Here is a 25654-nt window from a genome sequence, read left to right on the forward strand (position 1 = left end):
CTCCTGTTCGTGGTGGATTTGATTAACGGTCGCTAACACATGCTGCACTACGTCCAGCGGGCTGAACAGCGACGCAGGTCACTTCTGGGCAGATGCGCTGCCCGCGAAGCATTCAGGGTCGAATTCGCCGCCGAACCACGGGGACAGGCCACCGCGGGCGTGGGCGAGGAACTCCTCCCTCGGGACACCGCCGGCACCCGCGGGAAGTGCCCCGAGCAGCAGCCCGCCCGCCGCGACCGGCAGGTCTTCGAGATTGGACACCATGGCGAGGTCCGGCTCGGCCGGCCAGGACCCGATGACGACCCCGGCGACGTTCAGCCCGCGCCTGGTGGCGACCTCGGCCGTCAGCGCCGTCGCGTTGAGGGTGCCGAGGCCCGCTTCCGCGACGACGACCAGCACCGCGCCGAGCGACCATGCGACGTCTGCCAGGGTGCTGCCGGCGGCATCGAAGCGCACCAGCAGCCCTCCCGCGCCTTCGACGAGCACGAGGTCGTGGTCTGCGTCCAGCTCGGTGGCGGCCTTGGCGATGTCCGACGGGGTCACCGGCGGGATCCCGCTGCGGCGGGCGGCCGCCTCGGGGGACAGCGGGTCCGGGTAGCGCCGCAGCTCGACGGTGGTGACGCGGCCGGCCAACCGGACGACGTCGTCCAGGTCGCCCGGCTCCCCGTCCTCGACCCCGGTCTGCGCGGGCTTCAGCACGGCGACCCGCTGGCCTTGGTCGAGGGCAAGTGCGGCGATGGCCGCCACGGTGACCGTCTTGCCGACGCCCGTCCCGGTTCCGGTAATCACCAAAATGCTCACGTCGGGAAAATCTAGCAGCGCGCCACTACCCCCTGCCGGACGGTAGCCAGCTGTTCGCCTCCCCGTGGGCCGCCCGTCAACTCGCTACCGCAACTCGACGGCAAGTTGCGGCGACTCGGCACCGGCCCGGACGAAGGACGAGACCGGCGGGTCGTAGAGATAGACCTGCGCGGCGCCGACGTCGAAGTACATCCCGGCCAGCTGCAGCTCTCCGCGTGCCTCCGCTTCGGCCACGATCGGATACTGCCGGAGGTGGTCGAGCTGCTGGAGCACGTTGTGCAGCGCCAGCTTGTCCGCCTGCGCGGCGGGCAGCCCGCCGTCCAGGACGATCTCCTCGGACGCCTCCCTGCGGGCGAGGCTCGGCCGTGCGTGGCGGAGCCAGCCCTCGAGCGCGGGCATGCCCGGCGGCGGGCCTTCCAGCAGCGCCTTCATCGCGCCGCACCCGGAATGTCCGCAGACCACCACTTCGCGAACCTTGAGCACGCCCACCGCGAACTCGATCGCCGAGCCCACCGAGTCGTCGGTACGTTCGGCGGGCACGAGGTTCCCGATGTTGCGGACCGCGAAGAGGTCTCCCGGACCGCTCGCGGTGATCAGGTCGGGCACGATCCGGGCGTCGCCGCAGGTGATGAACAGTGTGTGCGGCTCCTGCCCCTTCGCGAGCGTCGACATCTTGCGCCGCACCAGCGGAGCCGTGCGGCGCTGGAACTCCGCCGCACCTCGGCGCAACGCGGTCGACCGGCGGGGCACGGGGATCGCGTCCTTGGCCTGCCAGTCCGACCACGGCGCGAGCCAGTGCGGCACGGCGCGGTTCGTGGCGTCGCGGCTCACCGTCGGCGCCGCCGACTTCCCCCTGGCGAACCACGGATGCCCGATCTCCTCGACCTCGACCGTGCCCCCGGCGTCTTCGTGCGCCTGCTGCCAGGTCGACAGGCTTTCGAACGCCGCGTAGTCGAGGTAGTCGACAACGAGCTGCAGACTCACCTCGGCGCCCCGCGGGACGGTCGCGAGCACCTTCGACAGGCGAGGCACGGACAGGAACGTGAGCGCGCCCTCGATGACGACCCGCCACTTGTCGCCGTCGTGCTCGACGTGGATGCCGGACCAGATCATCCGGCGCAGCATCATCGCGAGCGAGAGCCCGACGCCGATGAGCACACCGGTCAGCAAGTCGAGCGTGACGACGCCGAGCACGGTGACGATGTACACGACGAGATCACCGTGCTTGAACACCTGGCGGATGTCGTGCAGGTTGACCAGTTTCGCCCCGACGTACACCAGCAGCCCGGCCAGCGCGGCGAGCGGGATGTCCTCGATCAGACCGGCCAGCAGGACCGCGGCGACCAGGATCCACACGCCGTGCAGAATCGCCGACGCCCGCGTTTTCGCGCCCGCGGCGACGTTGGTGGAGCTTCGCACGATGACCCCGGTGACCGGCAGGCCGCCGAGCGCACCGGACACCATGTTCGCCGCGCCCTGGCCGATGAGCTCGCGGTTGAGGTCCGAACGCGGGCCGGTGTGCAGCTTGTCGACGGCAACCGCCGACAGCAGGCTTTCCACGCTGGCGATCAGCGCGATCGTCACGGCCGCGACGGCGAACGCGAACCAACCACCGGACGGCAGCCTCGGGACCAGCGCGACGTCGAGCAGGTTGCCGGGCAGTACCACCCGCGGCAAGGCCATGCCGAACACCGACGCCACGGTGGTGGCCAGGACGATCGCGACCAGCGGCCCCGGCACCTTGCGGACGGCCGCCGGGAGCCTGGGCCACACCAGGAGGACGGCCAGGGTGAGCAGCCCGATCGCGGTGGCCGCCGGGTGGTGGCCGATGACCTGGCCCGGCAGCGCGAGCAGGTTGTTGACGGCCGAGCTTTGCGCGGAACCGCCAAGTACGACGTGGAGCTGGCCCAGCACGATCGTGATGCCGATCCCGGCGAGCATGCCGTGGACGATCGCCGGGGAAATGGCCAGCGCCAGCCGCGCGACGCGGCTCAGGCCGAGGACGACCTGCAGCGCGCCGGCCACCACCGTGATCGCGCAGGTCACCGCCCAGCCGAAGGTGGTGATGGTTTCGGCCAGCACCACGGTGAGGCCGGCTGCCGGCCCGCTGACCTGCATCACCGACCCGCCGAGCGCGCCGGCGACCACGCCGCCGACGATCGCGGCGATCAACCCCGCGACGATCGGCGCTCCGGAAGCGAGCGCGATACCGAGGGAAAGCGGGACGGCGACCAGGAACACCACGAGCGAAGCCGGGATGTCGTGCCGAAGTGTCGTCGAGAGCTTCATGATCACCAGGCTCCCGGAGAAAGTCGGGATTGTCCGCTATGAGCGGAAGTTAGGTGAAAAGTCACACGTGTGGGTGAACCGCTGGCCGGGACGAAGTCGGCCGCACCCGAGTCGCGCCACTTCTCGAACCCGAGCGGTGCATCCGTTGTGGCGAATTCGCGCCGATCAGGCCTTCGCGGCCGCCGCGAGCATCGCCTCGGCGATCACGGAGACGTCTTCGTCGGTGCTGATGTACGGCGGCATCGTGTAGATCAGGTCGCGGAACGGCCGCAGCCAGACGCCGTGCTCGGTCACCACCCTCGTCGCGGTCGCCATGTCCACGGGGTGGTCGAGCTGGATCACCCCGATCGCGCCGAGCACCCGGACGTCGACGACCGAGCCGAGGTCTCGAGCCGGTTCCAGCGCGGCCAGCAGACCGCGCTCGATCCGGGCGACATCGGCGGCCCAGCCGCCGTTGGCCAGCAGCCCGAGCGACGCGTTGGCCACCGCGGCGGACAGCGGGTTGCCCATGAACGTCGGGCCGTGCGCGAGCACCGGGACCTCGCCCCGCGAGATACCGGCCGCGACCTCGGCGGTGCAGAGCGCGGCGGCCATCGTGAGGTAGCCGCCGGTGAGCGCCTTGCCGAGGCACAGCACGTCCGGAGTGACCCCGGCGTGCTCGGCCGCGAACAGCCGGCCGGTGCGCCCGAACCCGGTGGCGATCTCGTCGAAGATGAGCAGGACACCGTGTACCTCGGTCAGCTCCCGCAGCGCGCGCAGGTACCCGGGGTGGTGGAACCGCATCCCGCCCGCGCCCTGGACGACCGGCTCGACGATGACCGCGGCCAGCTCGTCGGCGTGGTTCTCGATCGCGGCCGCCAGCACGTCGAGGTAGGCCTGGTCGGGTTCGGTATCAAAGCCGGCCGGCGGCTCGGGCACGAACAGCTGCTCGGGCAACGTGCCGCGCCAGAGCGAATGCATGCCGCCATCGGGGTCGCACACGCTCATCGGGTGGAACGTGTCGCCGTGGTACCCGCCACGCCAGGTCATCAACCGCCGCTTGGCACCGCGCCCGACGGACTGCCAGTACTGCAGGCACATCTTGATCGCGACCTCGACCGACACCGAACCCGAATCGGCGAGGAACACGTGCGCCAAGCCTTCCGGAGTGAGGTCGACCAGCGTGCGGGCCAGCGTGATGGCCGGTTCGTGGGTGAGCCCACCGAACATGACATGGCTCATCTTGGCGGCCTGCGCGGTCAACGCGGCGTCGAGCACGGGATGGCGGTACCCGTGGATCGCCGCCCACCACGAGGACATCCCGTCGACCAGCTCACGCCCGTCCGCCAGCTTGAGCCGCACCCCGCTCGCCTCGGTGACCAGCAGCGACTCGACCCGGCCGGGCATGGGCCCGTACGGATGCCAGACGTGTTCGGCGTCGAGGGCGAGCAGCTCGTCGGGACTCATGGACAGGAGAGACTAGACGGCCGGCACGCGCTCGGCGAGGGCGGTGACCAGGCGGTCCGTCACGTCCTGCCAGTACACGCGCTGCAGTTCGCGCTCTTCACTGTCGGACAGCCATTCCTGGTGGAACCGCAAGGTCGACTTCGCGCCCGTGCCCGCGGCACTGACGGTGACCTGCAGGGTCGAGTCGTGGTCCCAGTCCTTCGGCCGCCAGGTGAGCCGCACCCGATCGAACTCGCGGAAGCTGCGCACCTGGCCGGTGGTGCCGCTCGCCGTTTCGTAGGAGACGCCCCGAGCACGAGGTAGCTCGGCGCCGGAGCCGAGCCAGATCTCGACCCCCTCCCGGCTCACCAGGAACTCCCACAGGTCGGCGCCCGGATACGGCACGATCTTGGAAACGCCTATCTCCCAACCGGAATCGGCGGTCTTCCCCACTTGGTTACCCATCCCCCCATCCTCCCACCGGACGCCGACACTTTCGGGTACCGGTGTGGGTGCAGGATCTCCGGAGTGCGCTACCGACCGATTTCCGCGGCCGTTCTGGTCGAAGAACTGACCGACCGCGTCCTCGCCCTCACCGACCGTCGATGGATCGTCGTCGCGATCGACGGCACGGACACTGCGACCAACACCACACAACTCGCGGACGCGCTGGTCGAGCCGCTGCGGGTGAACGGACGCGACGTGGTGCGGGTCTCGGCGAAGGACTTCCTCAAGCCGGCCTCGCTGCGTTTCGAGCACGGAAAGCAGGATCCGGACTCGCGCTACACCGACTGGCTCGACGTCGGCGCGCTGCGCCGGGAGGTGCTCGACCCGCTTGCCGACGACGGCACGGGAGCCGTGCTCCCGGCCCTGTGGGACGCCGAAACCGACCGCGCGACCCGCCTGGACCGCGTCAGGCTGGCCGAGGGCGGTGTCCTGGTACTGGACGGCGAACTGCTGCTCGGCACGGGATTGGCGATCGACCTGGCGGTGCACCTGTGGTTGTCACCAGGTGCTGTGCGACGTCGTGTGCCCGCCGACGCCCAATGGGCACTGCCCGCCTACGAACGGTACGAAAACGAGGTTTCGCCCGCGTCGATCGCCGACGTCGTCGTCCGCATGGACGACCCGAACCACCCGGCCATGCTCGAGCCGGACACGGCCTAGCGCACCGCGGCAATCGGATCGCCGTCCAGCAGGCCGCTGAGGCGCTCGGCCATGACGTCCCACCGCCAGTTCCGGCTGACCCATTCGCGACCGGCCTCGCCCATCCGGCGGGCGCGGACGGGGTCGGCCAGGAGCGAAGCGAGCGTTTCGCGCAGCTGGTCGACGTCACGGCCGTCGACGACGTGCCCGGTGACCTCGTCGAGCACCGCTTCCGGCGCACCGCCGGAGTTCCCGCCGACAACCGGCAGCCCGGACGCCGAAGCCTCCAGGTAGACGATCCCGAGCGCTTCGACGTCGAGGCCCTTGCCTCTCGTCCTGGCAGGCATGGCGAAGACGTCGCCTGCGACGTAGTGCGCCGGAAGCTCCTGCCACGGGACCGAGCCCGTGATGACCACGTTCTCGCCGACCCCGAGGTCGGCCACCAGCTGCGTCAGGTGCTTGCGGTACGGCCCACCGCCGACCAGGAGCAGCACCACGTCGGGCACGCGTTTGCGCAGCTCCGGCAAGGTCCGGATGAGCATGTCCTGGCCCTTGCGCGGCACCAGGCGAGAGACGCAGACGACCGTCGGCCGGTCGCCGAGGTCGTGCCGCCGCCGGATTTCCTCGCGGGCGCCGGCATCGGGCTTGAACAGCTCGGTGTCCACGCCGGACGGCAGCAGCTCCAGGCCGGCCATCGGCCCGAACGCGGCCGCGAACCGGGTCCGCGTGTACTTGCTGACATAGGTGAGCACGTCGGTGGTCTCGCCGATCCGCCGCAGCGCCTGCCGCGCGCCAGGGAGCATCGACCAGCCGACTTCGTGGCCGTGGGTGGACGCGATGACCCGCCGGGCGCCGGAGGCCCGCAGCGAGTGGCCCAGCAGGGCGAGCGGGGCCGCCGCGCCAAACCAGACGGCCTCGCACTCCCGTGCGCGCATGATCTGCTTCGCGCGCCGCAACACGTCCGGTGTCGGCACCATCAGCGAAGTCGGGTGCCGCACCACCTCGAACGGGGCGGCCGCGTCGAACTCGCCGTGTGAACCGGAGCTGCCCTCCCACGACGGCGCGTAGACGACGAGGTCATCGGCCGGGAGCCTGGTCGCGAGCGAGTTCAGGTAGTTCTGGATCCCGCCCGGCCGGGGCGGGAAGTCGTTGGTCACGAGAAGGGTCCGCAGCACACCCAGCAGGCTACTGGTCGGCAAAACACAGCCGGAGCGGTACCGCTTTCACGGCACCGCCCCGGCTGGGGTGAAACGAGCGTCAGCTACGCGGTGGGACGACGAGCCCCGGCGTACTGAGGTTGCAGCGACGAGATCTTGACGACGTCGCCCGTGTCCGGGGCGTGCACCATCTTGTTGTTGCCGAGGTACATCCCGACATGCGAAACGGGTGAGTAGTAGAACACCAGGTCACCGGGTTGGAGCTGGTCCTTGGGAACCGCTGCGCCGAAGGTGGACTGCTCACTGGAGGTACGCGGCAGAGTGATCCCCGCCTTCGCGTACGCCCAGAGCATCAGACCGGAGCAGTCGAACGTGCTCGGGCCGGTCGCGCCCCAGACGTAGTCGCTGCCCAGCTTGCTCAAAGCCGCGTTCAGCGCGGTCTGCGCGGCCGCCGTCGGTGCCGGCAGGTTGGGAGCGTTGCCGCCGGTGTCCTTCCGGGAAGCCCGGTCCGCCGCACTCAGCGCGGCGTTCGCGGCGGTGATCTGGGCCAGCTGATCATCGAGGGACTGCTTCTGCGCGGCGATATCGGTGGTCAGCTTCGCCGCCGCGTCCTTGGCGGACTGCGCGACGCCCTGAGCGGTGGTCGCCTTCTTCTGCGCGTCCGCCGCCGCCTGAACGGCACCGGTGAGGTTGTTGAGCGCCTGGTCCTTCTCCGTGGCCAGCACGTCCAGCGCGGACGAGCGGTCGAGGAAGTCCTGCGCCGAGTTGCCGGCGAGCAACGCGGAGAGCTTGTTGAGCTGGACGCCGCTGGTGAACGAGGCACCGGCGAACTTGTCGACGTCGACCCGGTAGCGGGTGACATCGGCACTGGCCTTGACACCGGCCTGCTGGGCGGCGGTGACTTCCTGGGTGGCCTTGTCGAGCACACCCTGCTTGGCCGTGAGGTCGTCCTGGGCCTTGAGGTAGTCCTGGCTGATCTTCTCGGCCTGCGCGGAGAGGTCGCGGTACTTCGCGAGGGCGTCCGAAGAGTTCGTCGGGGGGGCTTGAAGGGCGGGGGCTGGGGCAGCGGTTGCGGGGACCTGGGCGAAGCTGACGGCCGTAATCACGGCCGCGGCTGCCAGTGCGCCGGCTACCACGCGCTTGACTGGATGCGACTGCACGTCGCGCGTGTCTCCTTTACTCGTCGGCCGCCAACCGGCCCGCTGCGAAGAGTCCGAAGAGGCGGGGTGACCTCCTCGGGCACCGGCGTGCGCGGACACAACGCCCACACCGGACAACAGCGGTTTTCGCCTCGTACCAAGCGCGAGTTTTACCTCAACAACGTTCGGTACGCGGTGATTCCGGTACAGCTCCCCGACAAAGCTGCCTCGGCGACAACCTCTCGTAGCCGACTTGGTGCGACGGCGTTCCACCCGAGAGATCTCGGCAAGGTTACGAAAAGACGGCCACCGCGTCCAGCGGGGTCCACCTGAAAACTCTGCGTAGTGCGCTGAAACACCATTGGACCAGCGACGACGAACATCTGTGACCGGCGCCACAGTTGGGGAATAAATCGATTACCGACCGTTCATCAGTTTCGATCGACCCTTCGGCGCCTCCACCCGGTTCGGGCAAATCACCCGGCCAAGCTGCGTTTACCCGGACTTTGTGCAACGCGCGAGCGCCGCCCTCCCGACCCGGGAGACACCAGCCGGAGCCGCGGCACCATGCCCGCTTCGGCGAGCGCGTCGATCGCGCGGCACTCCTCGTCGTCCCACTCGATTTCGGGCGGCGCGCCGAGGAGCACACTGACGACGCAGTCCGCGCAGGCGTCACCGCGCACCTGGCAGCGATCGCAGTCGACCGTCAGCCCACCGGGGACTTCGGCCTGGCCCAATGTGTAATCCACGTTGTCACTGCGGGCGAAGATCTCGTCGAGGGAGACGTCCACACCGTTCGGATGCATGTCCATGAACGCAAGGTAGAACCACCCACCGACAATTTCCGGCCCGCCCAGGGCTCGTGAGCGTTCCGTCTCGCCCGGGTGCGGGTGTCCCGCAGGGCGCAGTAGGCGGCCCGAACACTCACGAGTCAGATACGACCGACGCGCGCGACGAGCACGGCCGCCGGCACCGAGTGCGCGCCGCCGATCCGGACCGAGTCGGCCACCGCCCGGTCCGAGGTCGCCACCACCATCGGCCGTCCCGGCGGTTCGGCCGCGACCAGCGACCTGATCACGTCGTCGGCGAGGACCCCGCGGTCGGAGAACAGCACGCGGACCCCCCTGGGGACGGAGGCGGGCACGGACAGCACACCGGCGCCGTCGAAGACGACGGTCACCTCCGCGCCCGTCCTGGCGGCGAGGCTGGACATCTGGTTGGTCAGCCGGTCGCGCTGATCGGCCAGCGCCAGCTCCGGGTAGCCCGTCTTGGTGATGTTGTAACCGTCGACGATGAGGTGCACGTTCGGCAGCGCGAGCAGCCTGTCGAGCGACGTGGGGTCCTGGATGCGCAACCCCGTACCGAGGCCGGCACTGGCTCCGCGGATCGTGTCCGCCGGCCGGGACCCGCTCGAACCGAGCGAAAGCTCCCGCCGCAGCCCTTCGACAGCGCCGTCGATGGTGCCCACGAGCAGCGCCAAGCGCACTTCGTCGGCTTGACGGGCTTCCCTGGCGGACTGGCGGGCCACGTCCGCTTCGGCCACCGCGCGCTCGGCACGAGCCCGGTCGCTCGCCGCGCGCCGGCGTTCCCGCTCGAGATCGGCCCGCAACGTCTTGACCTCGCCTGAACGCTCTTGGCCACCACGCTCGGCGTCACCCCGAGCCTGTTCCGCGGCGTCCTTCGCCTGGCGCAGCAGCACGCCCTGCTCACGGAGCCGGCCACGAAGCTTCTCCAAGTCGGCTTCGCGTTCGCCACGAGCGTTCTCAGCCACCGACCGGGCTTCGACGAGCTCGACCCGCAACCGCTCGATCTCGGCTTCGAGACGCTGGTTGCGGGTGACCGCGGCATCACGTTCCGCGCGGAGGGTGGCCTCTTCGGCGTTTTTCGCCACGAGTCGCACGCGAGAGCTCGCGCTGGACTCGCCGAGCAGTACCGCCGCGGCGGCGCCGGCGACCGAGTCGACGGCGTTCGGGTCCAGTGCGTCCGGCCGGTGGTCTCGCAGCCATTCCAGGACCGCGGTCCGGAACCGGGACGATTCACCCAGCGTGGCGATCAACGCGGTGCCACCCAGTTTGGCCCGTTTGGCCGGGGCGAACTTCGCCACCGGCCGCAGCTGGCGCGGTACGTCGACGGTCTGCAGCTTGCCGAGCGCGGCGGCGGCGAGCTCGGCGATCCGGTCGCGGACGGGTTCGGGCAGCTCGGCCCATTCGACCGGTTCGGCCTGCGGAACCTGAGGCGCCTGCTCAGCCCGTGGCACGGCTCCCGAGGGGCCGGACACGGCTTCCTCGGGGAGTTCCGGCTCGACGGACTGTGGGTGCATTGGTCCAGCGTAGGCCCCAAGGCCCCGTCACGCGCTCGATGGCTCTGTGGAGGACTCCCGGGGCGCGCCGACCGGAGATTGTCGGTGCCCGCCCCTATCGTGCCGATCATGGATCCCCGAGGACTGCCCGAGCGCGAATCCGAGGAAGTGCAACTGACGTTCGACGAACTCGGCACCCCGCTGCGGGACACCACCTTCGTGGTGTTCGACCTGGAGACCACCGGTACCCGGCCGGGGCCGGACGGGATCACCGAAATCGGCGCGGTGAAGGTCCGCGGCGGGCAGGTGATCGGGGAGTTCGCCACCTTCGTCAACCCCGGAATGTCCATCCCGCCGCAGATCGTGGCACTGACCGGGATCACCGGCGCGATGGTCTACGACGCGCCGCGCATCGAGTTCGTGCTGCCGGCGTTCCTCGAGTTCATCGCGGGCACGGTGCTCGTCGCGCACAACTCCGCCTTCGACACGGGGTTCATGCGCGCGGCCTGCCAGGAACACGGCTACCTGTGGCCGAAGCTGGCCGTGGTCTGCACGGTCAAGCTGGCCCGCCGCGTGATCCCCCGGCACGAGACGCCGAGCTACAAGCTGTCCGCGCTCGCCGCGCTGTTCAGCGCGCGCACCACGCCGAACCACCGCGCGCTGGACGACGCCCGCGCCACCGTCGACGTCCTCCACGCGCTGCTGGAGCGGGTCGGGTCGGTCGGCGTGCACTCGCTCGAAGAGCTGCTCGACTACCTGCCCGAGGTCACCCCGGCACAACGGCGCAAACGCGGCCTGGCCGCGGATCTGCCCAGCTCACCGGGCGTATACCTGTTCCGGGGCCCCAGCGAAGAGGTCCTTTACGTCGGCACGTCGTCGAACCTGCGCCGCCGCGTGCGCCAGTACTTCACCGGCTCCGAAAGCCGCGGCCGGATCCGGGAGATGGTCGCGCTGGCCGAGCGGGTCGACGCCGTCGAATGCTCGCATTCGCTCGAAGCCGAGGTCCGGGAACTGCGGCTGCTGCACGCGCACAAACCCGCGTACAACCGCCGCTCGAAGAACCCGCGGAACGCGTGGTGGGTCGCGCTCACCGAAGAGGCGTTCCCAAGGCTGTCGGTGATCCGGATCGCCAAGGACGGCACGTTGGGCCCGTTCCGGTCCCAGTCGGCCGCTCAGGAGGCCGCGGGCACCCTCGCCGGCGCATCCGGGCTGCGCACCTGCACCCAGCGGATCTCGGCGAAGAGGCCCTCAGGTTCGCCCTGCGCCCTCGCCGAGCTCGGCCGGTGTGGAGCGCCGTGCGCAGGGCTCCAAAGCACTGAGGACTACCTACCGGGCGTCCTGGCTGTCTCGCAGCTCATCGCCGGCCAGGGCGGCGAGCCGCTGCACGCTGCCGCGCGGCAGCTGGAGCGCCTCGCCGAGGCTCAGCACTTCGAACAGGCCGCCCGCCACCGCGACGAGCTGGCCGGTCTCGTCCGCGCCGTCGGCCGGGCACACCGGCTGTCCTCACTCGCGATGATTCCCGAGCTGGTGGCGGCCGGCCCAGACGGCACCGGCGGCTGGGAGTTCGCCGTGCTCAGGTACGGCAAGCTCGCTTCGGCCGGAGTCGCGCGCCGGGGCGTTCCGCCGATGCCGATCGTCGAAGCGCTCGTCGCGTCCGCCGAAACCGTCGTCCCCGGCCCCGGCCCCCTGTTCGGCGCGCCTGCCGAGGAAGTCGGCCTCCTCGTGCGCTGGCTGAACCGCCCCGGCGTCCGACTGGTCCGCACGTCGATCCCGTGGGCCGAACCCGCGCTCGCCGCCGGCAGCTGGCGCGGCTGGCTGGACCTCGCCACCACCGCCACCTCCCTCGAGTACACCGCCTAGCCCGGCCGCGGGCACGTCCCGTCGTCGCGGTGCCGCCCCGGCTACGATCCCCGCAGGCGCACCGAACCCCAGGAGGTTTCCTTGATCACCGCGATCGTGCTCATCAACGCGGAGGCGAACCGCATCCCCGAAGCCGCTCAGGCGATCGCGGACATCGAGGGGGTCACCGAGGTCTACTCGTGCGCGGGCGACGTCGACCTGATCGCGTCGGTCCATGTCGCGGCCCACGAGGACCTGGCGGACCTGATCCCGGCGAAGATCGGCAAGGTGCCCGGGGTGCTCAACACCGACACTCACATCGCCTTCCGCTCGTACTCCCGCGCCGACACCGACTCGGCCTTCGAACTCGGCATCGAAGGCGCTTAGCCGACCGGTCTCGGAAAACGTGGCTCTCGTGTCGTATCCGTGGGTCCCCAGGGTGCTGATTGATGTGTGCTGGTGGCGTTTACAGCGGCAAGGACCGGGGCGAGTAGGGGCTCCCTCGCTGATCTGAGGGCCGGTCGTGTCGTGTCGGCGTGCGGTCACAAGCGCTGTCGGTAGCCGAGTGTGGGACTCGGCGCCGTGAACGTGGGACTCGCGAGCCGCGTCGGCGAGTCCCACACTCCGACTCGGCGAGTCCCACACTCAGGTCGACGAGTCCCACGTTCACCGACGGCCGACCACGCCACACCACACGACAGACCCTCAGATCCGGTCCACGGGCGCCCCGTCCGCCCCGGTCCCTGCCGCAGTAAAACGGAACCAGCCACTCCAATCAGCCCCTCAACCATCACGGACCCACGGATAGAGCAGGAGAACCGAAAACGTGAAGGCCCCCTTCACGGCGAATTACGCCGCGAAGGGGGCCCTTCACGTCCAGTCGAACTTAGTGTCCGGTGGTGATTTCCTTGGGGGTGGCGCTTTCGTCTTCGGAGGCGTGGCCGTTCGAATGGCCATTCGAGTGGCCGTTGCCGCGGGCCCGCTCGAGTGCGACTGTCTCCTCGGCCGGGTCGGGCGACAGGATGGAACCTGCGACGGGGTGACCGGCCGTGCCCAGCTTGTTCATCTTCTTCGGCACCGTGGCGCCCTGGTACTCCAGCGGAACCGGGTGACCGTGTCCGTCGACGGGACCCAGCGGCTGGTGGACCTCGATGAACTCACCATGCGGAAGGCGCTTGATGATGCCCGTCTCCATACCGTGTTCCAGCACCTCGCGGTCGGCCCGCTGCAGGCCGATGCAGAGCCGGTAGGTGATGAAGTACGCCAGCGGCGGCACCACGAGCACGCCGATCCGGCCTGCCCAGGTGGTCGCGTTCAGCGAGATGTCGAACTGGTCGGCGATGATGTCGTTGAACCCCGACAGCATGATGATCAGGAAGAACCCGAGCGCCATGGCACCGAGCGCGGTCCGCACCGGGACGTCGCGCGGACGCTGCAGCAGGTTGTGGTGTGCGGTGTCCTTCGACAACTTCCGCTCGATCCACGGGTACATCACCAGCAGCCCGATCAGCAGGGGCATCCCGACCGCGCCGGGGAAGAACACCGCGGGAATCGTGTAGTTCCCGAGGTAGACCTCCCACGCGGGCCAGATTCGCAGCATGCCGTCGGCCCAGGCCATGTACCAGTCGGGCTGTGAACCCGCGGACACCTGAGACGGGTTGTACGGGCCGATATTCCAGATCGGGTTGATCTGGAACAGCCCCGACATCAGCGCGATGACCCCGATGACCATGGCGAAGAACGCGCCGCCCTTGGCCGCGAACACCGGCATGATGCGCACGCCGACGACGTTGGTTTCCTTGCGCTTCACGCCCGGGAACTGCGTGTGCTTCTGGTACCAGACCAGCGCGAGGTGCGCGCCGATCAGGCCCAGCATGATGCCAGGGAGCAGCAGGATGTGGATCGTGTAGAGCCGCGGGATGATCTCGGTGCCCGGGAACTCGCCGCCGAACAGCGCCCAGTGGATCCAGGTACCGATGACCGGCACCGACAGCACGATGCCGGACAGCGTCGCCCGGATACCGGTACCGGAGAGCAGGTCGTCCGGGAGCGAGTAACCGAAGAAGCCCTCGAACATGCCCAGCACCAGCAGGAGGCTGCCGATCACCCAGTTCGCCTCACGCGGCCGCCGGAAGGCGCCGGTGAAGAAGATCCGGAACATGTGCACCAGCATCGCGGCGACGAAGATCAGCGCGGCCCAGTGGTGCAGCTGCCGGACGAACAGGCCGCCGCGGACGTTGAACGAGATGTCCAGCGTGCTCGCGAACGCCTTGGACATCTCGATGCCCTGGAGGTTCGTGAAGCTGCCGTGGTAGACGACCTCGGTCATCGACGGGTCGAAGAACAACGTCAGGTAGACACCCGACAGCAGCAGGATGATGAAGCTGTAGAGCGCGATCTCACCCAGCAGGAAGGACCAGTGGGTCGGGAACACCTTGTTGATCTGGTGCCGCATGCCCTTGGCCAGGTGGTACCGCTGGTCAGCCCAGTTGGCCGCCGCCCCGGCCGCCTTCTCCGCGGGGTTCGTGCCCTTGGTGGGCGTGGTGAGTGAACTCATGACTTACGCTCCCAGAAGGCCGGGCCGACAGCCTCGATGAAGTCGCCCCGAGCTATCAGATAGCCGTCCGCGTCCACAGTAATGGGTAATTGGGCCAATGGACGGGTCGCCGGACCGAAAATCGGCTTCGCGTAGTGCAACGCGTCGAACTGCGACTGGTGACACGGGCACAGGATCCGGTTGGTCCGCTGCTCGTACAGCGAGGTCGGGCAGCCGACGTGACTGCAGACCTTCGTGTACGCGTAGTAGTCGCCGAAGTTGAAGTCGGTCTGGTTCTCGCGCTTGACGACGCGTGCCGCGTCCGCCGGGCGAAGCCGGATGAGCATGACCGGGTTGTCCGACCGGACGAGTGCGGCGGCGAGCTTCTCGTGGTCGCCCGCTTCGGACTTGCGGTACGGGAAGACCGTTTCCATACCGCCCGCGTCGAGGTCCTCGACCTTGACCAGCGAGACCGGCAGGAGCTTGCCGTCCTCGTCTTCGAGCTTGCCGGTGTTGCGGCGCATGTACACCACTTCACCGGGGGACTGCGGCTGCCAGCCGGTGTGCCACAGCGAGTCCTGGTTGTTGGTGTCCTTCCACGGGTCCTTGATGAAGGACGCCAGCGGAAGCGCGGCGGTGGCGAGCCCGAGCATCCCGGCCCCGAGGCCGGCGCTGCGCTTGATCAGCGACCGGCGGCCGATCGTCGTCCGGGTGCCGGCGTCGGCCAGCTCCGCGAGGATGGTCTGCCGGTCGATTTCCTTCGACCCCGCACCGGCGTTGTCGCCGCGCTCCTGGATCGCGGTCTCCGCCGGGATGAACTTTTTCGTGTACAGCAGCGCGCCGATGCCGAGGCCCAGGATCGCGATACCCAGCGTCACACCCAGGATCGGGGTGTACAGGCTGTACGCGAACGCCTTGGACGAGTCCGGCGTCTGGTACTGCCACGGCCACCAGATCATCGCGACGACGAAGGCCAGCCCGGCGATCCCGGAAATAAGGAACCACACCGCGACGAGCCGTTCGGCCCGCTTCTCCGCCCGGGTGCCCGGCACGGGCCAAGGCGTCGGGTAGTCGACCAGCTCGACGCCGTCGAGCGCATTACCCAGCGTGACCAGCTGGTCACGATTCATTTCGGCCAACTCCGCCTCAGTGGGCGAATTCGGCTCCTCGCCGCTCATGCCTTCGATCCAATCCACAGCGTGACGCCGATGAGTGCGGCGATTCCGACGATAAAGGTGATCAGGCCCTCCGAAGCCGGGCCGACACCGCCGAGTCCGTTACCACCCGGGTTGTTGTTCCCGTCGGAAACCGACTTCACGTACGCGATGATGTCCTTCTTCTCTTCCGGGCTGAGCTGCCGGTCGGAGAACTTGGGCATGTTCTGCGGGCCGCTGAGCATCGCCGTGTAGATCTGCTCTTCGCTGGCCGGGTCCAGGTTCGGCGCGAACTTGCCGGCCGACAGCGCCCCGCCACGGCCGGTGAAGTTGTGGCACGAAGCGCAGTTGAGCCGGAACAGCTCGCCACCACGGGCGGAGTCGGTGCCGCGCAGCGCGGCACCGGTCTCGGTGGGCACCTGCGCGCCGCCGCCGTGCTGCTGGACGAACGCGCCGACGGCGTCGATCTCGTCCGGGGTCAGCTTCGGCGGTTTGCGCTCGGCCTGCGCCTCCTGGCGGGCGGCCGGCATCCGGCCGCTCGAGGTCTGGAAGTACACGGCAGCGTCGCCCACACCGATGAGGCTGGGACCGCGGTCCTGGACGCCTTCGAGGTTCGCGCCGTGGCAGGCGATGCAGGTGTTGTCGTAAATCTGCTCGCCCTTGCGCAGCAGCGCCGGGTCACCCTGCGCCTGCGCGGTCTGCGGCACCGGAGCGAACACGGCGTACGCCGCGCCCACGCCGACCAGTGCCACACCGAGTGCGAGCACGCCGGCGAACCGCCTGCGCAGCTTCGACCGCGCGCGGAAGCGACGCTCCGAGGATTTCTTGCTGGTGGTCATCTCTGCGGCAACCCTTGCTGTCAGTTCGGGCCGATGTGGAAGGTGCCGGCTGGCTTGTGGTGGCCGGCCTGGAAAGTCAAGGAAGGAGGTAGATGACCGAGAACAGGCCGATCCACACAACGTCGACGAAGTGCCAGTAGTACGAAACGACGATGGCCGACGTCGCCTGCGCCGGGCTGAACTTGCTCAACCGGGTACGGATCAGCAGGAAGATGAAGGCGACCAGCCCGCCGATGACGTGCAAACCGTGGAACCCGGTGGTCAGGTAGAAGACCGTCCCGAAGGCGCCGGACGGGATGGTGACACCCTCACCGATCAGGCTGCGGTACTCGTTGGCCTGGCCGAGGACGAACACAGTGCCCATCACCAACGTGACCAGGTACCAACGCCGCAGGAGGAAGACGTCGCCCTTTTCCGCGGCGAAGACACCCAACTGACAGGTCACCGAAGAGGCCACCAGGATGATCGTGTTGACGAGCGCGTAAGGCACGTCCAGATGGATCGGATCACCGGTCGACGCCAGAATCGGCGGCCAGGAGCCGGTCGAGTTCTGGGCCTTGACAGTGAAGTACATCGCGAACAGTCCAGCGAAGAACATCAGCTCGCTGGACAGCCACACGATCGTGCCGACACTGACCATGTTCGGCCGGTTCAGCGAGTGCACCCGCTGACTGAGGGAGGGGGCTGCCGTTGTCACGACTCGCATTATGTCCTCTCGCGGCAGGATGCCGCCGTCCGGGTCCACGGCGCGTCGCACCCGGACTTGATCACACTGGGACCAAGCGAGAAGGAGGGCTACCGGTGAGTTTGGCCGATCGTGTTCGTGACCTGCTGAGAAAGCCCAAAGTGCCTGCTCTGGGCGTCGACGACGAAGGATTGGAGATCGTCGCGGAGGCGTTCGACGCCGTTGAAGCGGACTCTTCAGTGCTCGCGAGATCACCCGCTTGGGTAGCGGAAAACCCGGCCGTGCTGCGCCACCACCTCGCGCTGCCCGCCGATCGGATTCCCGACGCGGCCGCGATTTTGGCCCAGGACGGCTGGGAACTGCGTGAAGTGCGCGAAGTGGACGGACGCGTCGTCACGCACGCGCTGCGTGTACAGCGGCTGGACGCGCTGCACTGCGCCCAGGAACGCGCCAGGATGGCCGGGCTGGCCCAGCGTCTCGGCGGCGACTCGCTCGGCTGGGACGCGCTTCAACCCCTGCCCCTACGTGATGAAGGCCATGGCCGATAGCATCGGCATATCCACCCGTGACAAGCCGGAGGCGCACAAGATGGGCGACGAGTCGCTGAGGATCCTGGTGTTCAGCCACAAGCCGGGAGTACGGGAGTCGATCGTCAACGCGATCGGCCGCAAACCCGCCACCGACCTGGCCAAGGTGACCTTCGTCGAGGTCTCCGGGATCGCCGACGTGCTCTCCGAAATGGACGCCGGCACCGTCGATCTCGCCATCCTCGACGGGGAAGCGCAGCCGACCGGCGGCATCGGGCTGACCCGGCAGCTGAAAAACGAGATCACCGACTGCCCGCCGATCGTCGTCGCCGTCCGGCGCAAGGATGATCGCTGGCTCGCCACCTGGTCCCAGGCCGACGCCGTGCTGGTCCACCCGCTGGACCCGCTCACCGCCGCCGAGACCGTCGCCGGGGTGCTTCGCGCCCGGCGCGTCCCGGCGGTACCGACCAACGGCTGAGCCGGCGATGCCGAACAGCTGGCCGGCGCTGCTCAACCAGCTCATCGCCAGGACCGACCTGTCCGAAGAGGACACGGCGTGGGCGATGGACCAGATCATGTCCGGCGTGGCTACCCCAGCCCAGATCGGCGGGTTCGCCATCGGCCTGCGAGCCAAGGGCGAGACGGCGTCGGAGCTTTCCGGCATGGCCGCGATGATGCTCCGGCACGCGCGCCGGGTGCGCGTCGACGGGCGTGCGGTGGACGTCGTCGGCACCGGCGGCGACCACTCCAATTCGGTGAACATCTCGACCATGGCGTCGATCGTGGTCGCCGCGGCCGGGGCTCCCGTGGTCAAACACGGCAGCCGGTCGGCGTCTTCGCAGACGGGCGCCGCGGATGTGCTCGAAGCCCTCGGCATCGCGCTGGACCTGCCGCCTGACACCGTCGAGCGCTCGGTCGCGGAGGTCGGGATCGGCTTCTGCTTCGCGCCGCTCTTCCACCCCGCGCTGCGCCACGCCGGCGCCACGCGCAGCCAGCTTGGCGTGCCGACGACGTTCAACCTGCTGGGCCCGTTGACCAACCCGGCTCAGCCGCCGGCGTCGCTGATCGGCTGCGCGTACCAGGACAAGACCGAGGTACTGGCGGAAGTGTTCTCGCGCCGCGACGCGAGCGTCCTGCTCGTCCGCGGTGACGACGGACTCGACGAGCTCACCACGACGACCACGTCGTCGGTCTGGGTGATTTCGGGCGGCGAGATCCGGCGGGAGACGTTCGATCCCTCCACACTGGACATTCCACTCGCGACGCCCGAACAGCTGCGGGGCGGAGAAGTCGGCTATAACGCCGAAGTCGTACGCCAGCTCGTCGGTGGAAAGATCGGACCCGTCCGTGACGCCGTCGTGCTCAACGCGGCAGGCGCACTGGCCGCGTTCAACGGCTTCACGGGCTCGCTGACCGAAGATCTGGCCGCCGGCATCCAGTCGGCCACCCAGGCCATCGACTCCGGCGCCGCGGCGAACCTGCTGACCCGGTGGGCGGAGTTCTCCGCCGCCGCGAAATGACCCGACCCGAACGGAGCACAACCCCATGGCACTGACCATCGTCGCGAAGATCAAGGCAAAGCCGGAAGGCGTCGACCAGCTGGTCACGGCCCTGAAGGCGGTCGCGATCCCCAGCCGCGAAGAGGCCGGTTGCGAGTCCTACCAGCTCTACCTCAACCCGGACGACCCCACCGACCTGGTGATGGTCGAAACCTGGGCGGACAACGACGCGATCGCCACGCACAACAAGAGCCCGCACTTCCAGGCTCTGGTCGCCGACATGACGCCCCTGCTCGCCGGCCCGCTGGACATCCAGATCCTCAAGCCCGCCAAGGACGCCTGACCCGTCCTCGCCCAAAAGGGCACTTTTGTGGCTCTTCGGTCGTGTGTGGGTGCTGGTTGCTGTGGACTGGCTGCGTTTTACCGCAGCAAGGGCCGGGTCGGTGTACGGCGAATGCCGGTGTCCGGAGCTGGGTGTGGGACACGCCCTCTGACTGTGGGACTCACCCTCCCTGAACGTGGGACTCGCACAGCACATCGGCGAGTCCCACACTCCAGCCCGGCGAGTCCCACGTTCACACCGACGAGTCCCACATTCACTGACAGCCGACCACACCCACTGACCTCAAGAACCTCACCAGCCACACCGACACCACCGAGGCGTCGCGGACCCACACATACGACACAAGAACCACTTTTGTACTTTTGCGCTCTGCTTGAGACTTCAACGAGGGCACAAAAGTACAAAAGTGCCCACGCGTCGCTCGCAAGTCGCCGTCGAGTTGCGGTGCTGGCGGAGCCGGATGTGGGACGCGTTGAAGGGGATGTCCTGGAAGCAGGACATCCCCTTCAGCGCGGGTGAAAGCTATTCGTGGTTGGGGCCGGTGTGGTACTCGAACACCAGGCCACCGATGGTGATGAGCAACATGAACGCCGCGATGACCAGCATCCAGATGTGGAAGAACGCAAGCGACAGACCGATTGTGGCGGCCGAGGCGGCCAGGCCGATCGGCCAGTAGCTGCCGGGGCTGAAGAACCCGATCTCGCCGGAGCCATCGCTGACCTCGGCGTCTTCTCGGTCCTCCGGGCGGTCCTCGATCCGGCGGGCGACGAAGCGCAGGTAGCTACCGGCCAGCAGGGCCAGCCCACCGGTCAGGATCAACGCCACCAGGCCGACCGGCTCCACGCCGTAGCCACTCCACAACCCGGTGGACACCCCGTAGATCGCCGCCGCAAGGAAGGCGAAGATGGTGACAATTTCGAAGATCCGCGCTTCGGTCTTCATGGACCTGTCCTCACTCCTGACTCATGCGCACTGAAGCTGCTTCGAACGGGCGGAGCCGTTCTGCTCAGCCGGACGCGGTCCGCGCGGTGCGGTCGGTGTTGAACGGCTGCGTGGTGACAGCGTGCGAGGTGCACAGTTCACCACAGTTCATCGTGGTCAGCGCCTCGGACGCGGTGTAGAGCTGGTTGGTCTTCGCGTTGATCTGGCCGCGCAGCCTGATGTACTGGGCATACAGGTCCGGGGTGAGCGCACGGACCTCGAAGTTCATCACCGAGTGGTAGGTGCCGCAGAGTTCGGCGCACCGGCCGACGAAGGAGCCGGTCTGGTCGATCGAGTTCTGGAACGACATGTCCTGGTTGTTCTTCTCCGGGAACGGGAAGACGTCCCGCTTGAAGTGGAACTCCGGGACCCAGAAGGAATGGATGACGTCGGTGGACCGCAGGTTGTACTGGATCGTCCGGTTCGTCGGGAGGACCAGCAGCGGGATCTCACCGGAGCTGCCGATCGTGCGGACGATGTCACCGTTGGCCGTCTTCGGCTCACTCGGGTAGTCGAACTCCCAGTTCCACTGGAAGGCCACCACGTTGACCGTGACGTCAGGGTTCGGCTTCTTGTCGAGGACGTCGCTCTCGGTCGTGGCGGTGAAGAAGAACAGCACACAGACCATGATCAGCGGCGTGACGACGGTGAAGATCTCCAGCGGCACGTTGTACTGGAACTGACGCGGCAGCTCCTCAGGCTCGCCGGGAACGCCCTTCTTCTTGCGGTGGAAAACCGCGACCCAGAAGATGAGGGCCCAGACGACGACGCCGACCGCGAGCGCGGCGATGACCGTGTACGTCCACAGGTGCTGCATCTCGAGCGCCTGCGGGGTGACCCCCACCGGCCAGCCGAAGCGCAGGACCTCGTCACCGGAACAGCCGGTAGCGGTGACGGCCACGAGGGCCGCCAGCACGGCGATCCGACCGGCACGGCCGAACCTGGACTTAGCCGGCTTACCCGCCGGGGTGCGCTCTGGATTTACCACTGCGCCTCGCCCTTTCACCCAGAGCCTCCTCGACTGATCTTTGTGACACGCGGAGCCTAGCCGAGTTATCCGTTCGCGCTGACCAAGGGGTGAGTTGTTGGCGCGCCTGGCCGTTGGCGGCCCGCCGAGCACGGCCGAACGGCGGTCGCGGCATACTTGGGGCTTCGATCCCGGCCACAAACGAGAGGTGTGAGTACACGTGTGCGGCCTTCTTGGACTTATCTGCGCCACCGACGCGGACGCGGCCAACGCGCGCAAGGCGGTCGCCGCCGCGCTGCACTGCCAGCGCCACCGCGGTCCGGACGAGACGGACACCTGGGCCGACGCCGAGGTCGTCTACGGCTTCAACCGGCTGGCGCTGATCGACCTCGCCCACTCGCACCAGCCGCTGACCTGGGGCCCGCCGGAATCGCCGACGCGGTACACGATGAACTTCAACGGCGAGATCTACAACTACCTGGAGCTGCGGGAATCGCTCACCGCCGAGTTCGGCGCGAAGTTCAACACCGAAGGCGACGGCGAAGCGATCGTCGCGGCGTACCACTACCTCGGCGCGGACGCGGTCAAGAAGCTGCGCGGCATGTTCGCCTTCATGATCTGGGACTCCGAGAAGAAGCTCGTCTTCGGCGCGCGGGACCCGTTCGGCATCAAACCGCTGTTCTACTCGGCAGGCTCGGGCGGGATCGCGTTCTCCAGTGAAAAGAAGAGCCTGCTGGAGCTGTCCGGCACGCTGGGTGTCGCCGAGGAGTTGGACCGCAAGGCCCTGCAGCACTACCTGGTGCTCCAGTACGTGCCGGAGCCCGAGTCGCTGCACGCCGGCATCCGCCGGATCGAGTCCGGGACGTCGTTCACCGTCACACCCGGGGGTGAACTGGCCACCCAGCGGTACTTCCACCCGGTGTTCAGCTCGAAGCCGGTCAAGGGCGCCGCCGAAGCGGACGCGTTGTACGAGCGCATCGCCGATGTGATGAAGGACTCCGTCGCCAAGCACATGATCTCCGACCCGGACGTCACGGTCGGCGCGTTCCTGTCCGGCGGCATCGACTCCACGGCCACCGCGACGCTGGCGAAGCGGCACAACCCGAACCTGATCGCGTTCACCGCGGGTTTCGAGCGCGAGGGTTACTCCGAAGTGGACGTCGCCGCCGAGACCGCCGAGGCGATCGGCGTCAAACACGTGGTACGCACGGTCTCCGCCGACGAGATGATGGAGACGCTGCCGCTCATCGTCTGGTATCTCGACGACCCGGTAGCCGACCCGTCGCTGGTGCCGCTGTGGTTCATCGCGCGCGAAGCGCGCAAACACGTCAAAGCCGTGCTATCCGGTGAAGGCGCGGACGAGCTGTTCGGCGGGTACACCGTCTACAACGAACCGATCTCGCTCGCGCCCTTCGAGAAGCTGCCAGGCGGCGTCCGGACGCTGCTCGGCAAGGCGTCGAAGCGGATCCCGGAAGGCACCCGGGGCAAGGACCTGCTGCGTCGCGGCGCGCTGTCCCTTGAGGACCGCTACTACGGCAACGCCCGCAACTTCCGCGACGACCAGCTGCGCGCCGTGCTCCGGACGTTCACCGAGGGTGTCGGCTTCAAGGACGTCACCGCGCCCTGGTACCACGCCTCGGAGGGCTGGGACCCGGTTTCGCGGATGCAGCACGTCGACCTCTACACCTGGCTGCGCGGCGACATCCTGGTCAAGGCCGACAAGGTGACCATGGCGAACTCGCTCGAGCTGCGGGTGCCGTTCCTCGACGCCGAGGTCTTCAAGGTCGCCGCGAGCATCCCGCTGGACCAGAAGCTCACCAAGGAGACCACCAAGTACGCGCTACGGCGCGCGCTGGCCGACATCATCCCCGGGCATGTGCTCAACCGCCGCAAGCTCGGATTCCCGGTGCCGATCCGGGTGTGGCTCCGCGACGAGATGTACGACTGGGCACGCGGCATCATCTCGGACTCGAAGACCGAGGAGCTGCTCGACAAGCGCGCCGTGCTCGCGCTGCTCGACGAGCACAAGGAAGGCAACCACGACCGCAGCCGCCAGATCTGGGCGCTGCTGGTCTTCATGATCTGGCACGGGATCTTCGTCGAGCACCGCATCAAGCCCGATGTGCCCGAGCCCGCCTACCCCATCAAGCTCTAGCAGGTCACGGACTCGTGAGTGTTCCGGCCGCTTACGGTGTCCTGCGGGACACCCGCACCCGGGCGGGCCGGAACACTCACGAGTCTCTACGCGGGCAGGACGGGGGCGATCTCCTCGGCAGCCTCGGGGCCGAAGGCGGAGCTGATGCGGGCGAGCGCGGACGTCCGCTCGAACGTCCACTCCTGGGTACCGACGGTCTCCAGCACCAGGACGGCGACCAGGGAGCCGAGCTGGGCGGCGCGCTCCAGGCTGAGGCCGCCGTGCAGAGCGGCCAGGAAACCGGCGCGGAAGCCGTCACCGACGCCGGTCGGGTCGGCCTTGCTGACCTCGGGGACAGCGCCGATCTGCAGGGCGAGGCCGTCTTTGCCGATGATCTCGACGCCCTTCTCCCCCAGCGTCGTGACCCGCATGCCGACGCGCGCGAGGACGTCGGACTCGGACCAGCCGGTCTTCTGCAGGAGCAGCTCCCACTCGTAGTCGTTGCTGAACAGGTACGTCGCACCCTCGACGAACGCGCGCGCCTGCTCACCGTCCATCCGGGCGAGCTGCTGCGACGGGTCGACGCCGAAGGTGTACCCGCGCTGGCGGCATTCCTCGGCCTTGCGCAGCATGCCGGCCGGGTCGTCCGGGCCGATCAGCATCAGTTCGAACCCGCCGGTCCGCTCCGCGATCGGGAAGAGCTCGATGTCACGGGATTCGGTCATCGCGCCGGCGTAGAAGGTCCCGATCTGGCACATGTCGTCGTCGGTCGTGCAGACGAACCGCGCGGTGTGCGCCGTCTCTGAGACGTGCACGCCCGACGTGTCGACGCCGTGCCGCTCGAGCCAGGACCGGTAGTCCGCGAAATCGGCGCCGACTGCGCCGACCAGCACCGGTTCCACCCCCAGCACGCCCAGGCCGAAGACGATATTCGCGGCGATCCCGCCGCGCCGCACCACGAGGTCGTCGGCGAGGAAGCTGAGCGAAACCCGGTGGAGCTGCTCGGCCACCAGCTGCTCGGCGAACCTACCGGGAAAGTGCATCAAATGATCGGTTGCGATACTGCCGGATACCGCTATCCGAGCGTTGGCTGCCACCGGTTCTCCTTGTCGTCACGCGCGGGGCACTCCGAACGAAGTTACCCGCAGGTCATGACCCGATCGGGTACTTCGGCACACGACGACCGACACTACCGGCTGGTACTTCTGTTGCGCTCTAGCTTCGATCAATACCGTGGCAGAGGTGAGTATCACCACCGAACCCGAGACCATGGGCGAGCTGATCGCCGACTGCGCGGACATCCCGCCATCCCTGCACACCGAGGTCCCGCGGGCCCGGCCCGGGGCCGCCAGGACGTGGGCGGTCGACGACGACTGCCACGCGCAGGTCGCCGAACTGGACCTCTACATCTGAGTCAGCTAGAGACGGCGCCGCCACGGCCCCGTGAACGAGCGCGAGCCGCGACCTCACTGAGGTCGCGGCTCGCGCTCGTTGCTGCGTCAGCTCAGTGGAACGAGTCTCCACAGGCGCACGAACCGGTCGCGTTCGGGTTGTCGATCGTGAAGCCCTGCTTCTCGATCGAGTCGACGAAGTCGATAACGGCGTCGGACACGTACGGCGCACTCATCCGGTCGACAGCCACCTGGATGCCGCCGAAATCGCGGAAGAGGTCGCCGTCGAGGGTGCGCTCGTCGAAGAACAGCTGGTACTTGAGTCCGGCGCAGCCACCAGGCTGGACGGCGATGCGCAGGTGCATGTCGTCACGGCCCTCTTGCTCGAGCAGGGCCTTCGCCTTGGCAGCCGCGGCGTCGGTGAGCGTCACACCGTGGGTGGCTTCGGCAGCCTCGGGCTGCGCGTTGCCGGTCTGCTCAGCGGTCGTCATGGGTCTCCCTCG

Annotated in this window: 25 protein-coding genes; 9 read left to right on the forward strand and 16 right to left on the reverse strand. The window is 68.4% G+C overall.

Features of this window, described 5'->3' with window-relative positions:
• Positions 1–78: 78 nt before the first annotated feature.
• The 4 genes from bioD to JWQ81_RS22940 form a co-directional block, all read right to left on the reverse strand.
• Positions 79–801 carry a dethiobiotin synthase gene (gene bioD, locus JWQ81_RS22925; RefSeq protein ID WP_297544544.1) on the reverse strand — a complete coding sequence of 241 codons (723 nt, stop codon included), beginning with the start codon at positions 799–801 and terminating at the stop codon, positions 79–81.
• Positions 802–885: 84 nt separating this feature from the next.
• Positions 886–3090, reverse strand: coding sequence for a bifunctional SulP family inorganic anion transporter/carbonic anhydrase (locus JWQ81_RS22930; RefSeq protein WP_297544545.1), 2205 nt, complete (start codon positions 3088–3090; stop codon positions 886–888).
• A 165-nt stretch (positions 3091–3255) separates the two neighbouring features.
• Positions 3256–4536 (reverse strand): adenosylmethionine--8-amino-7-oxononanoate transaminase, encoded by a 1281-nt coding sequence (locus JWQ81_RS22935; RefSeq protein WP_297544546.1) that lies wholly within the window; start codon positions 4534–4536, stop codon positions 3256–3258.
• A 12-nt stretch (positions 4537–4548) separates the two neighbouring features.
• Positions 4549–4980: an SRPBCC domain-containing protein gene (locus tag JWQ81_RS22940; RefSeq protein ID WP_297544547.1), complete on the reverse strand. Its 432-nt coding sequence runs from the start codon at positions 4978–4980 to the stop codon at positions 4549–4551.
• A 63-nt stretch (positions 4981–5043) separates the two neighbouring features.
• Here JWQ81_RS22940 and JWQ81_RS22945 point away from each other — a divergent pair, with 63 nt between their 5' ends.
• Positions 5044–5682 carry a uridine kinase gene (locus JWQ81_RS22945; protein WP_297544548.1) on the forward strand — a complete coding sequence of 213 codons (639 nt, stop codon included), beginning with the start codon at positions 5044–5046 and terminating at the stop codon, positions 5680–5682.
• On the opposite strand, the gene JWQ81_RS22950 is transcribed toward JWQ81_RS22945, so the two are convergent.
• From JWQ81_RS22950 to JWQ81_RS22965, 4 genes are all read right to left on the reverse strand, one after another.
• A complete protein-coding gene (locus JWQ81_RS22950; protein WP_297544549.1) occupies positions 5679–6836 on the reverse strand; it encodes a glycosyltransferase family 4 protein in 1158 nt (385 codons plus the stop codon). The two genes, JWQ81_RS22945 and JWQ81_RS22950, sit on opposite strands and share 4 nt — an antisense overlap.
• Before the next feature lie 86 nt (positions 6837–6922).
• Positions 6923–7978 carry a C40 family peptidase gene (locus tag JWQ81_RS22955; protein ID WP_297544550.1) on the reverse strand — a complete coding sequence of 352 codons (1056 nt, stop codon included), beginning with the start codon at positions 7976–7978 and terminating at the stop codon, positions 6923–6925.
• A 455-nt stretch (positions 7979–8433) separates the two neighbouring features.
• Positions 8434–8763 (reverse strand): hypothetical protein, encoded by a 330-nt coding sequence (locus tag JWQ81_RS22960; RefSeq protein WP_297544581.1) that lies wholly within the window; start codon positions 8761–8763, stop codon positions 8434–8436.
• Between the two features lie 125 nt (positions 8764–8888).
• Positions 8889–10277 carry an NYN domain-containing protein gene (locus tag JWQ81_RS22965; protein ID WP_297544551.1) on the reverse strand — a complete coding sequence of 463 codons (1389 nt, stop codon included), beginning with the start codon at positions 10275–10277 and terminating at the stop codon, positions 8889–8891.
• A gap of 108 nt (positions 10278–10385) precedes the next feature.
• Here JWQ81_RS22965 and JWQ81_RS22970 point away from each other — a divergent pair, with 108 nt between their 5' ends.
• Positions 10386–12116 carry a DEDD exonuclease domain-containing protein gene (locus JWQ81_RS22970; protein WP_297544552.1) on the forward strand — a complete coding sequence of 577 codons (1731 nt, stop codon included), beginning with the start codon at positions 10386–10388 and terminating at the stop codon, positions 12114–12116.
• Between the two features lie 81 nt (positions 12117–12197).
• Positions 12198–12482 carry an Lrp/AsnC ligand binding domain-containing protein gene (locus tag JWQ81_RS22975; RefSeq protein ID WP_297544553.1) on the forward strand — a complete coding sequence of 95 codons (285 nt, stop codon included), beginning with the start codon at positions 12198–12200 and terminating at the stop codon, positions 12480–12482.
• Between the two features lie 499 nt (positions 12483–12981).
• Here JWQ81_RS22975 and JWQ81_RS22980 read toward each other — a convergent pair whose 3' ends face one another.
• From JWQ81_RS22980 to JWQ81_RS22995, 4 genes are all read right to left on the reverse strand, one after another.
• Positions 12982–14652, reverse strand: coding sequence for a cytochrome bc complex cytochrome b subunit (locus tag JWQ81_RS22980; protein ID WP_297544554.1), 1671 nt, complete (start codon positions 14650–14652; stop codon positions 12982–12984).
• On the reverse strand, positions 14649–15809 hold the full coding sequence (locus JWQ81_RS22985) for a ubiquinol-cytochrome c reductase iron-sulfur subunit (protein WP_297544555.1): 1161 nt from the start codon (positions 15807–15809) through the stop codon (positions 14649–14651). The genes JWQ81_RS22980 and JWQ81_RS22985 overlap by 4 nt, the downstream gene beginning before the upstream one ends.
• The gene (locus JWQ81_RS22990) at positions 15806–16624 is read right to left on the reverse strand and encodes a c-type cytochrome (RefSeq protein WP_297544556.1); all 819 of its coding nucleotides are present in this window, start codon (positions 16622–16624) and stop codon (positions 15806–15808) included. Before JWQ81_RS22990 ends, JWQ81_RS22985 begins: the two co-directional genes overlap by 4 nt.
• Before the next feature lie 76 nt (positions 16625–16700).
• The gene (locus tag JWQ81_RS22995; protein WP_297544582.1) at positions 16701–17330 is read right to left on the reverse strand and encodes a heme-copper oxidase subunit III; all 630 of its coding nucleotides are present in this window, start codon (positions 17328–17330) and stop codon (positions 16701–16703) included.
• Positions 17331–17425: 95 nt separating this feature from the next.
• Here JWQ81_RS22995 and JWQ81_RS23000 point away from each other — a divergent pair, with 95 nt between their 5' ends.
• Genes JWQ81_RS23000 through JWQ81_RS23015 form a run of 4 tightly spaced genes read left to right on the forward strand, consistent with a single transcriptional unit; the run spans position 17426 to position 19678 of the window.
• The gene (locus tag JWQ81_RS23000) at positions 17426–17857 is read left to right on the forward strand and encodes a hypothetical protein (protein WP_297544557.1); all 432 of its coding nucleotides are present in this window, start codon (positions 17426–17428) and stop codon (positions 17855–17857) included.
• A gap of 40 nt (positions 17858–17897) precedes the next feature.
• Complete coding sequence (locus JWQ81_RS23005; protein ID WP_297544583.1) at positions 17898–18314, forward strand: hypothetical protein; 417 nt, start codon at positions 17898–17900, stop codon at positions 18312–18314.
• Positions 18315–18321: 7 nt separating this feature from the next.
• Positions 18322–19356 (forward strand): anthranilate phosphoribosyltransferase, encoded by a 1035-nt coding sequence (trpD, locus tag JWQ81_RS23010; protein WP_297544558.1) that lies wholly within the window; start codon positions 18322–18324, stop codon positions 19354–19356.
• Positions 19357–19381: 25 nt separating this feature from the next.
• Entirely contained in the window at positions 19382–19678 is a 297-nt protein-coding gene (locus tag JWQ81_RS23015) for a putative quinol monooxygenase (RefSeq protein WP_297544559.1), read from the forward strand.
• Between the two features lie 522 nt (positions 19679–20200).
• Here JWQ81_RS23015 and JWQ81_RS23020 read toward each other — a convergent pair.
• Both JWQ81_RS23020 and JWQ81_RS23025 read right to left on the reverse strand, forming a co-directional pair.
• A complete protein-coding gene (locus JWQ81_RS23020; RefSeq protein WP_297544560.1) occupies positions 20201–20620 on the reverse strand; it encodes a cytochrome c oxidase subunit 4 in 420 nt (139 codons plus the stop codon).
• Between the two features lie 64 nt (positions 20621–20684).
• Positions 20685–21647, reverse strand: coding sequence for a cytochrome c oxidase subunit II (locus tag JWQ81_RS23025; RefSeq protein ID WP_297544561.1), 963 nt, complete (start codon positions 21645–21647; stop codon positions 20685–20687).
• A 199-nt stretch (positions 21648–21846) separates the two neighbouring features.
• Here JWQ81_RS23025 and asnB point away from each other — a divergent pair, with 199 nt between their 5' ends.
• Entirely contained in the window at positions 21847–23781 is a 1935-nt protein-coding gene (asnB, locus tag JWQ81_RS23030) for an asparagine synthase (glutamine-hydrolyzing) (protein WP_297544562.1), read from the forward strand.
• 86 nt (positions 23782–23867) lie between these two features.
• Here the strand turns inward: asnB and JWQ81_RS23035 are convergent, their stop codons facing one another.
• Positions 23868–24857 carry a carbohydrate kinase family protein gene (locus tag JWQ81_RS23035; protein ID WP_297544563.1) on the reverse strand — a complete coding sequence of 330 codons (990 nt, stop codon included), beginning with the start codon at positions 24855–24857 and terminating at the stop codon, positions 23868–23870.
• Positions 24858–25002: 145 nt separating this feature from the next.
• Here JWQ81_RS23035 and JWQ81_RS23040 point away from each other — a divergent pair, with 145 nt between their 5' ends.
• A complete protein-coding gene (locus JWQ81_RS23040; protein ID WP_297544564.1) occupies positions 25003–25173 on the forward strand; it encodes a hypothetical protein in 171 nt (56 codons plus the stop codon).
• Between the two features lie 91 nt (positions 25174–25264).
• Here the strand turns inward: JWQ81_RS23040 and JWQ81_RS23045 are convergent, their stop codons facing one another.
• Positions 25265–25642 carry an iron-sulfur cluster assembly accessory protein gene (locus JWQ81_RS23045; RefSeq protein WP_297544565.1) on the reverse strand — a complete coding sequence of 126 codons (378 nt, stop codon included), beginning with the start codon at positions 25640–25642 and terminating at the stop codon, positions 25265–25267.
• Positions 25643–25654: the final 12 nt, after the last annotated feature.

The organism is Amycolatopsis sp. (assembly GCF_025464955.1).
Classification (GTDB): Bacteria; Actinomycetota; Actinomycetes; order Mycobacteriales; family Pseudonocardiaceae; genus Amycolatopsis.

Bases quoted from the DNA above. Each gene is read 5' to 3' on its own strand.
- JWQ81_RS22930 (WP_297544545.1), bottom strand. From the start codon at position 3,090: ATGAAGCTCTCGACGACACTTCGGCACGACATCCCGGCTTCGCTCGTG.
- JWQ81_RS22935 (WP_297544546.1), bottom strand. From the start codon at position 4,536: ATGAGTCCCGACGAGCTGCTCGCCCTCGACGCCGAACACGTCTGGCAT.
- JWQ81_RS22940 (WP_297544547.1), bottom strand. From the start codon at position 4,980: ATGGGTAACCAAGTGGGGAAGACCGCCGATTCCGGTTGGGAGATAGGC.
- JWQ81_RS22960 (WP_297544581.1), bottom strand. From the start codon at position 8,763: ATGCATCCGAACGGTGTGGACGTCTCCCTCGACGAGATCTTCGCCCGC.
- JWQ81_RS22965 (WP_297544551.1), bottom strand. From the start codon at position 10,277: ATGCACCCACAGTCCGTCGAGCCGGAACTCCCCGAGGAAGCCGTGTCC.
- JWQ81_RS22970 (WP_297544552.1), top strand. From the start codon at position 10,386: ATGGATCCCCGAGGACTGCCCGAGCGCGAATCCGAGGAAGTGCAACTG.
- JWQ81_RS22980 (WP_297544554.1), bottom strand. From the start codon at position 14,652: ATGAGTTCACTCACCACGCCCACCAAGGGCACGAACCCCGCGGAGAAG.
- JWQ81_RS22985 (WP_297544555.1), bottom strand. From the start codon at position 15,809: ATGAGCGGCGAGGAGCCGAATTCGCCCACTGAGGCGGAGTTGGCCGAA.
- JWQ81_RS22990 (WP_297544556.1), bottom strand. From the start codon at position 16,624: ATGACCACCAGCAAGAAATCCTCGGAGCGTCGCTTCCGCGCGCGGTCG.
- JWQ81_RS22995 (WP_297544582.1), bottom strand. From the start codon at position 17,330: ATGCGAGTCGTGACAACGGCAGCCCCCTCCCTCAGTCAGCGGGTGCAC.
- JWQ81_RS23005 (WP_297544583.1), top strand. From the start codon at position 17,898: ATGGGCGACGAGTCGCTGAGGATCCTGGTGTTCAGCCACAAGCCGGGA.
- trpD (WP_297544558.1), top strand. From the start codon at position 18,322: ATGCCGAACAGCTGGCCGGCGCTGCTCAACCAGCTCATCGCCAGGACC.
- JWQ81_RS23015 (WP_297544559.1), top strand. From the start codon at position 19,382: ATGGCACTGACCATCGTCGCGAAGATCAAGGCAAAGCCGGAAGGCGTC.
- JWQ81_RS23020 (WP_297544560.1), bottom strand. From the start codon at position 20,620: ATGAAGACCGAAGCGCGGATCTTCGAAATTGTCACCATCTTCGCCTTC.
- JWQ81_RS23045 (WP_297544565.1), bottom strand. From the start codon at position 25,642: ATGACGACCGCTGAGCAGACCGGCAACGCGCAGCCCGAGGCTGCCGAA.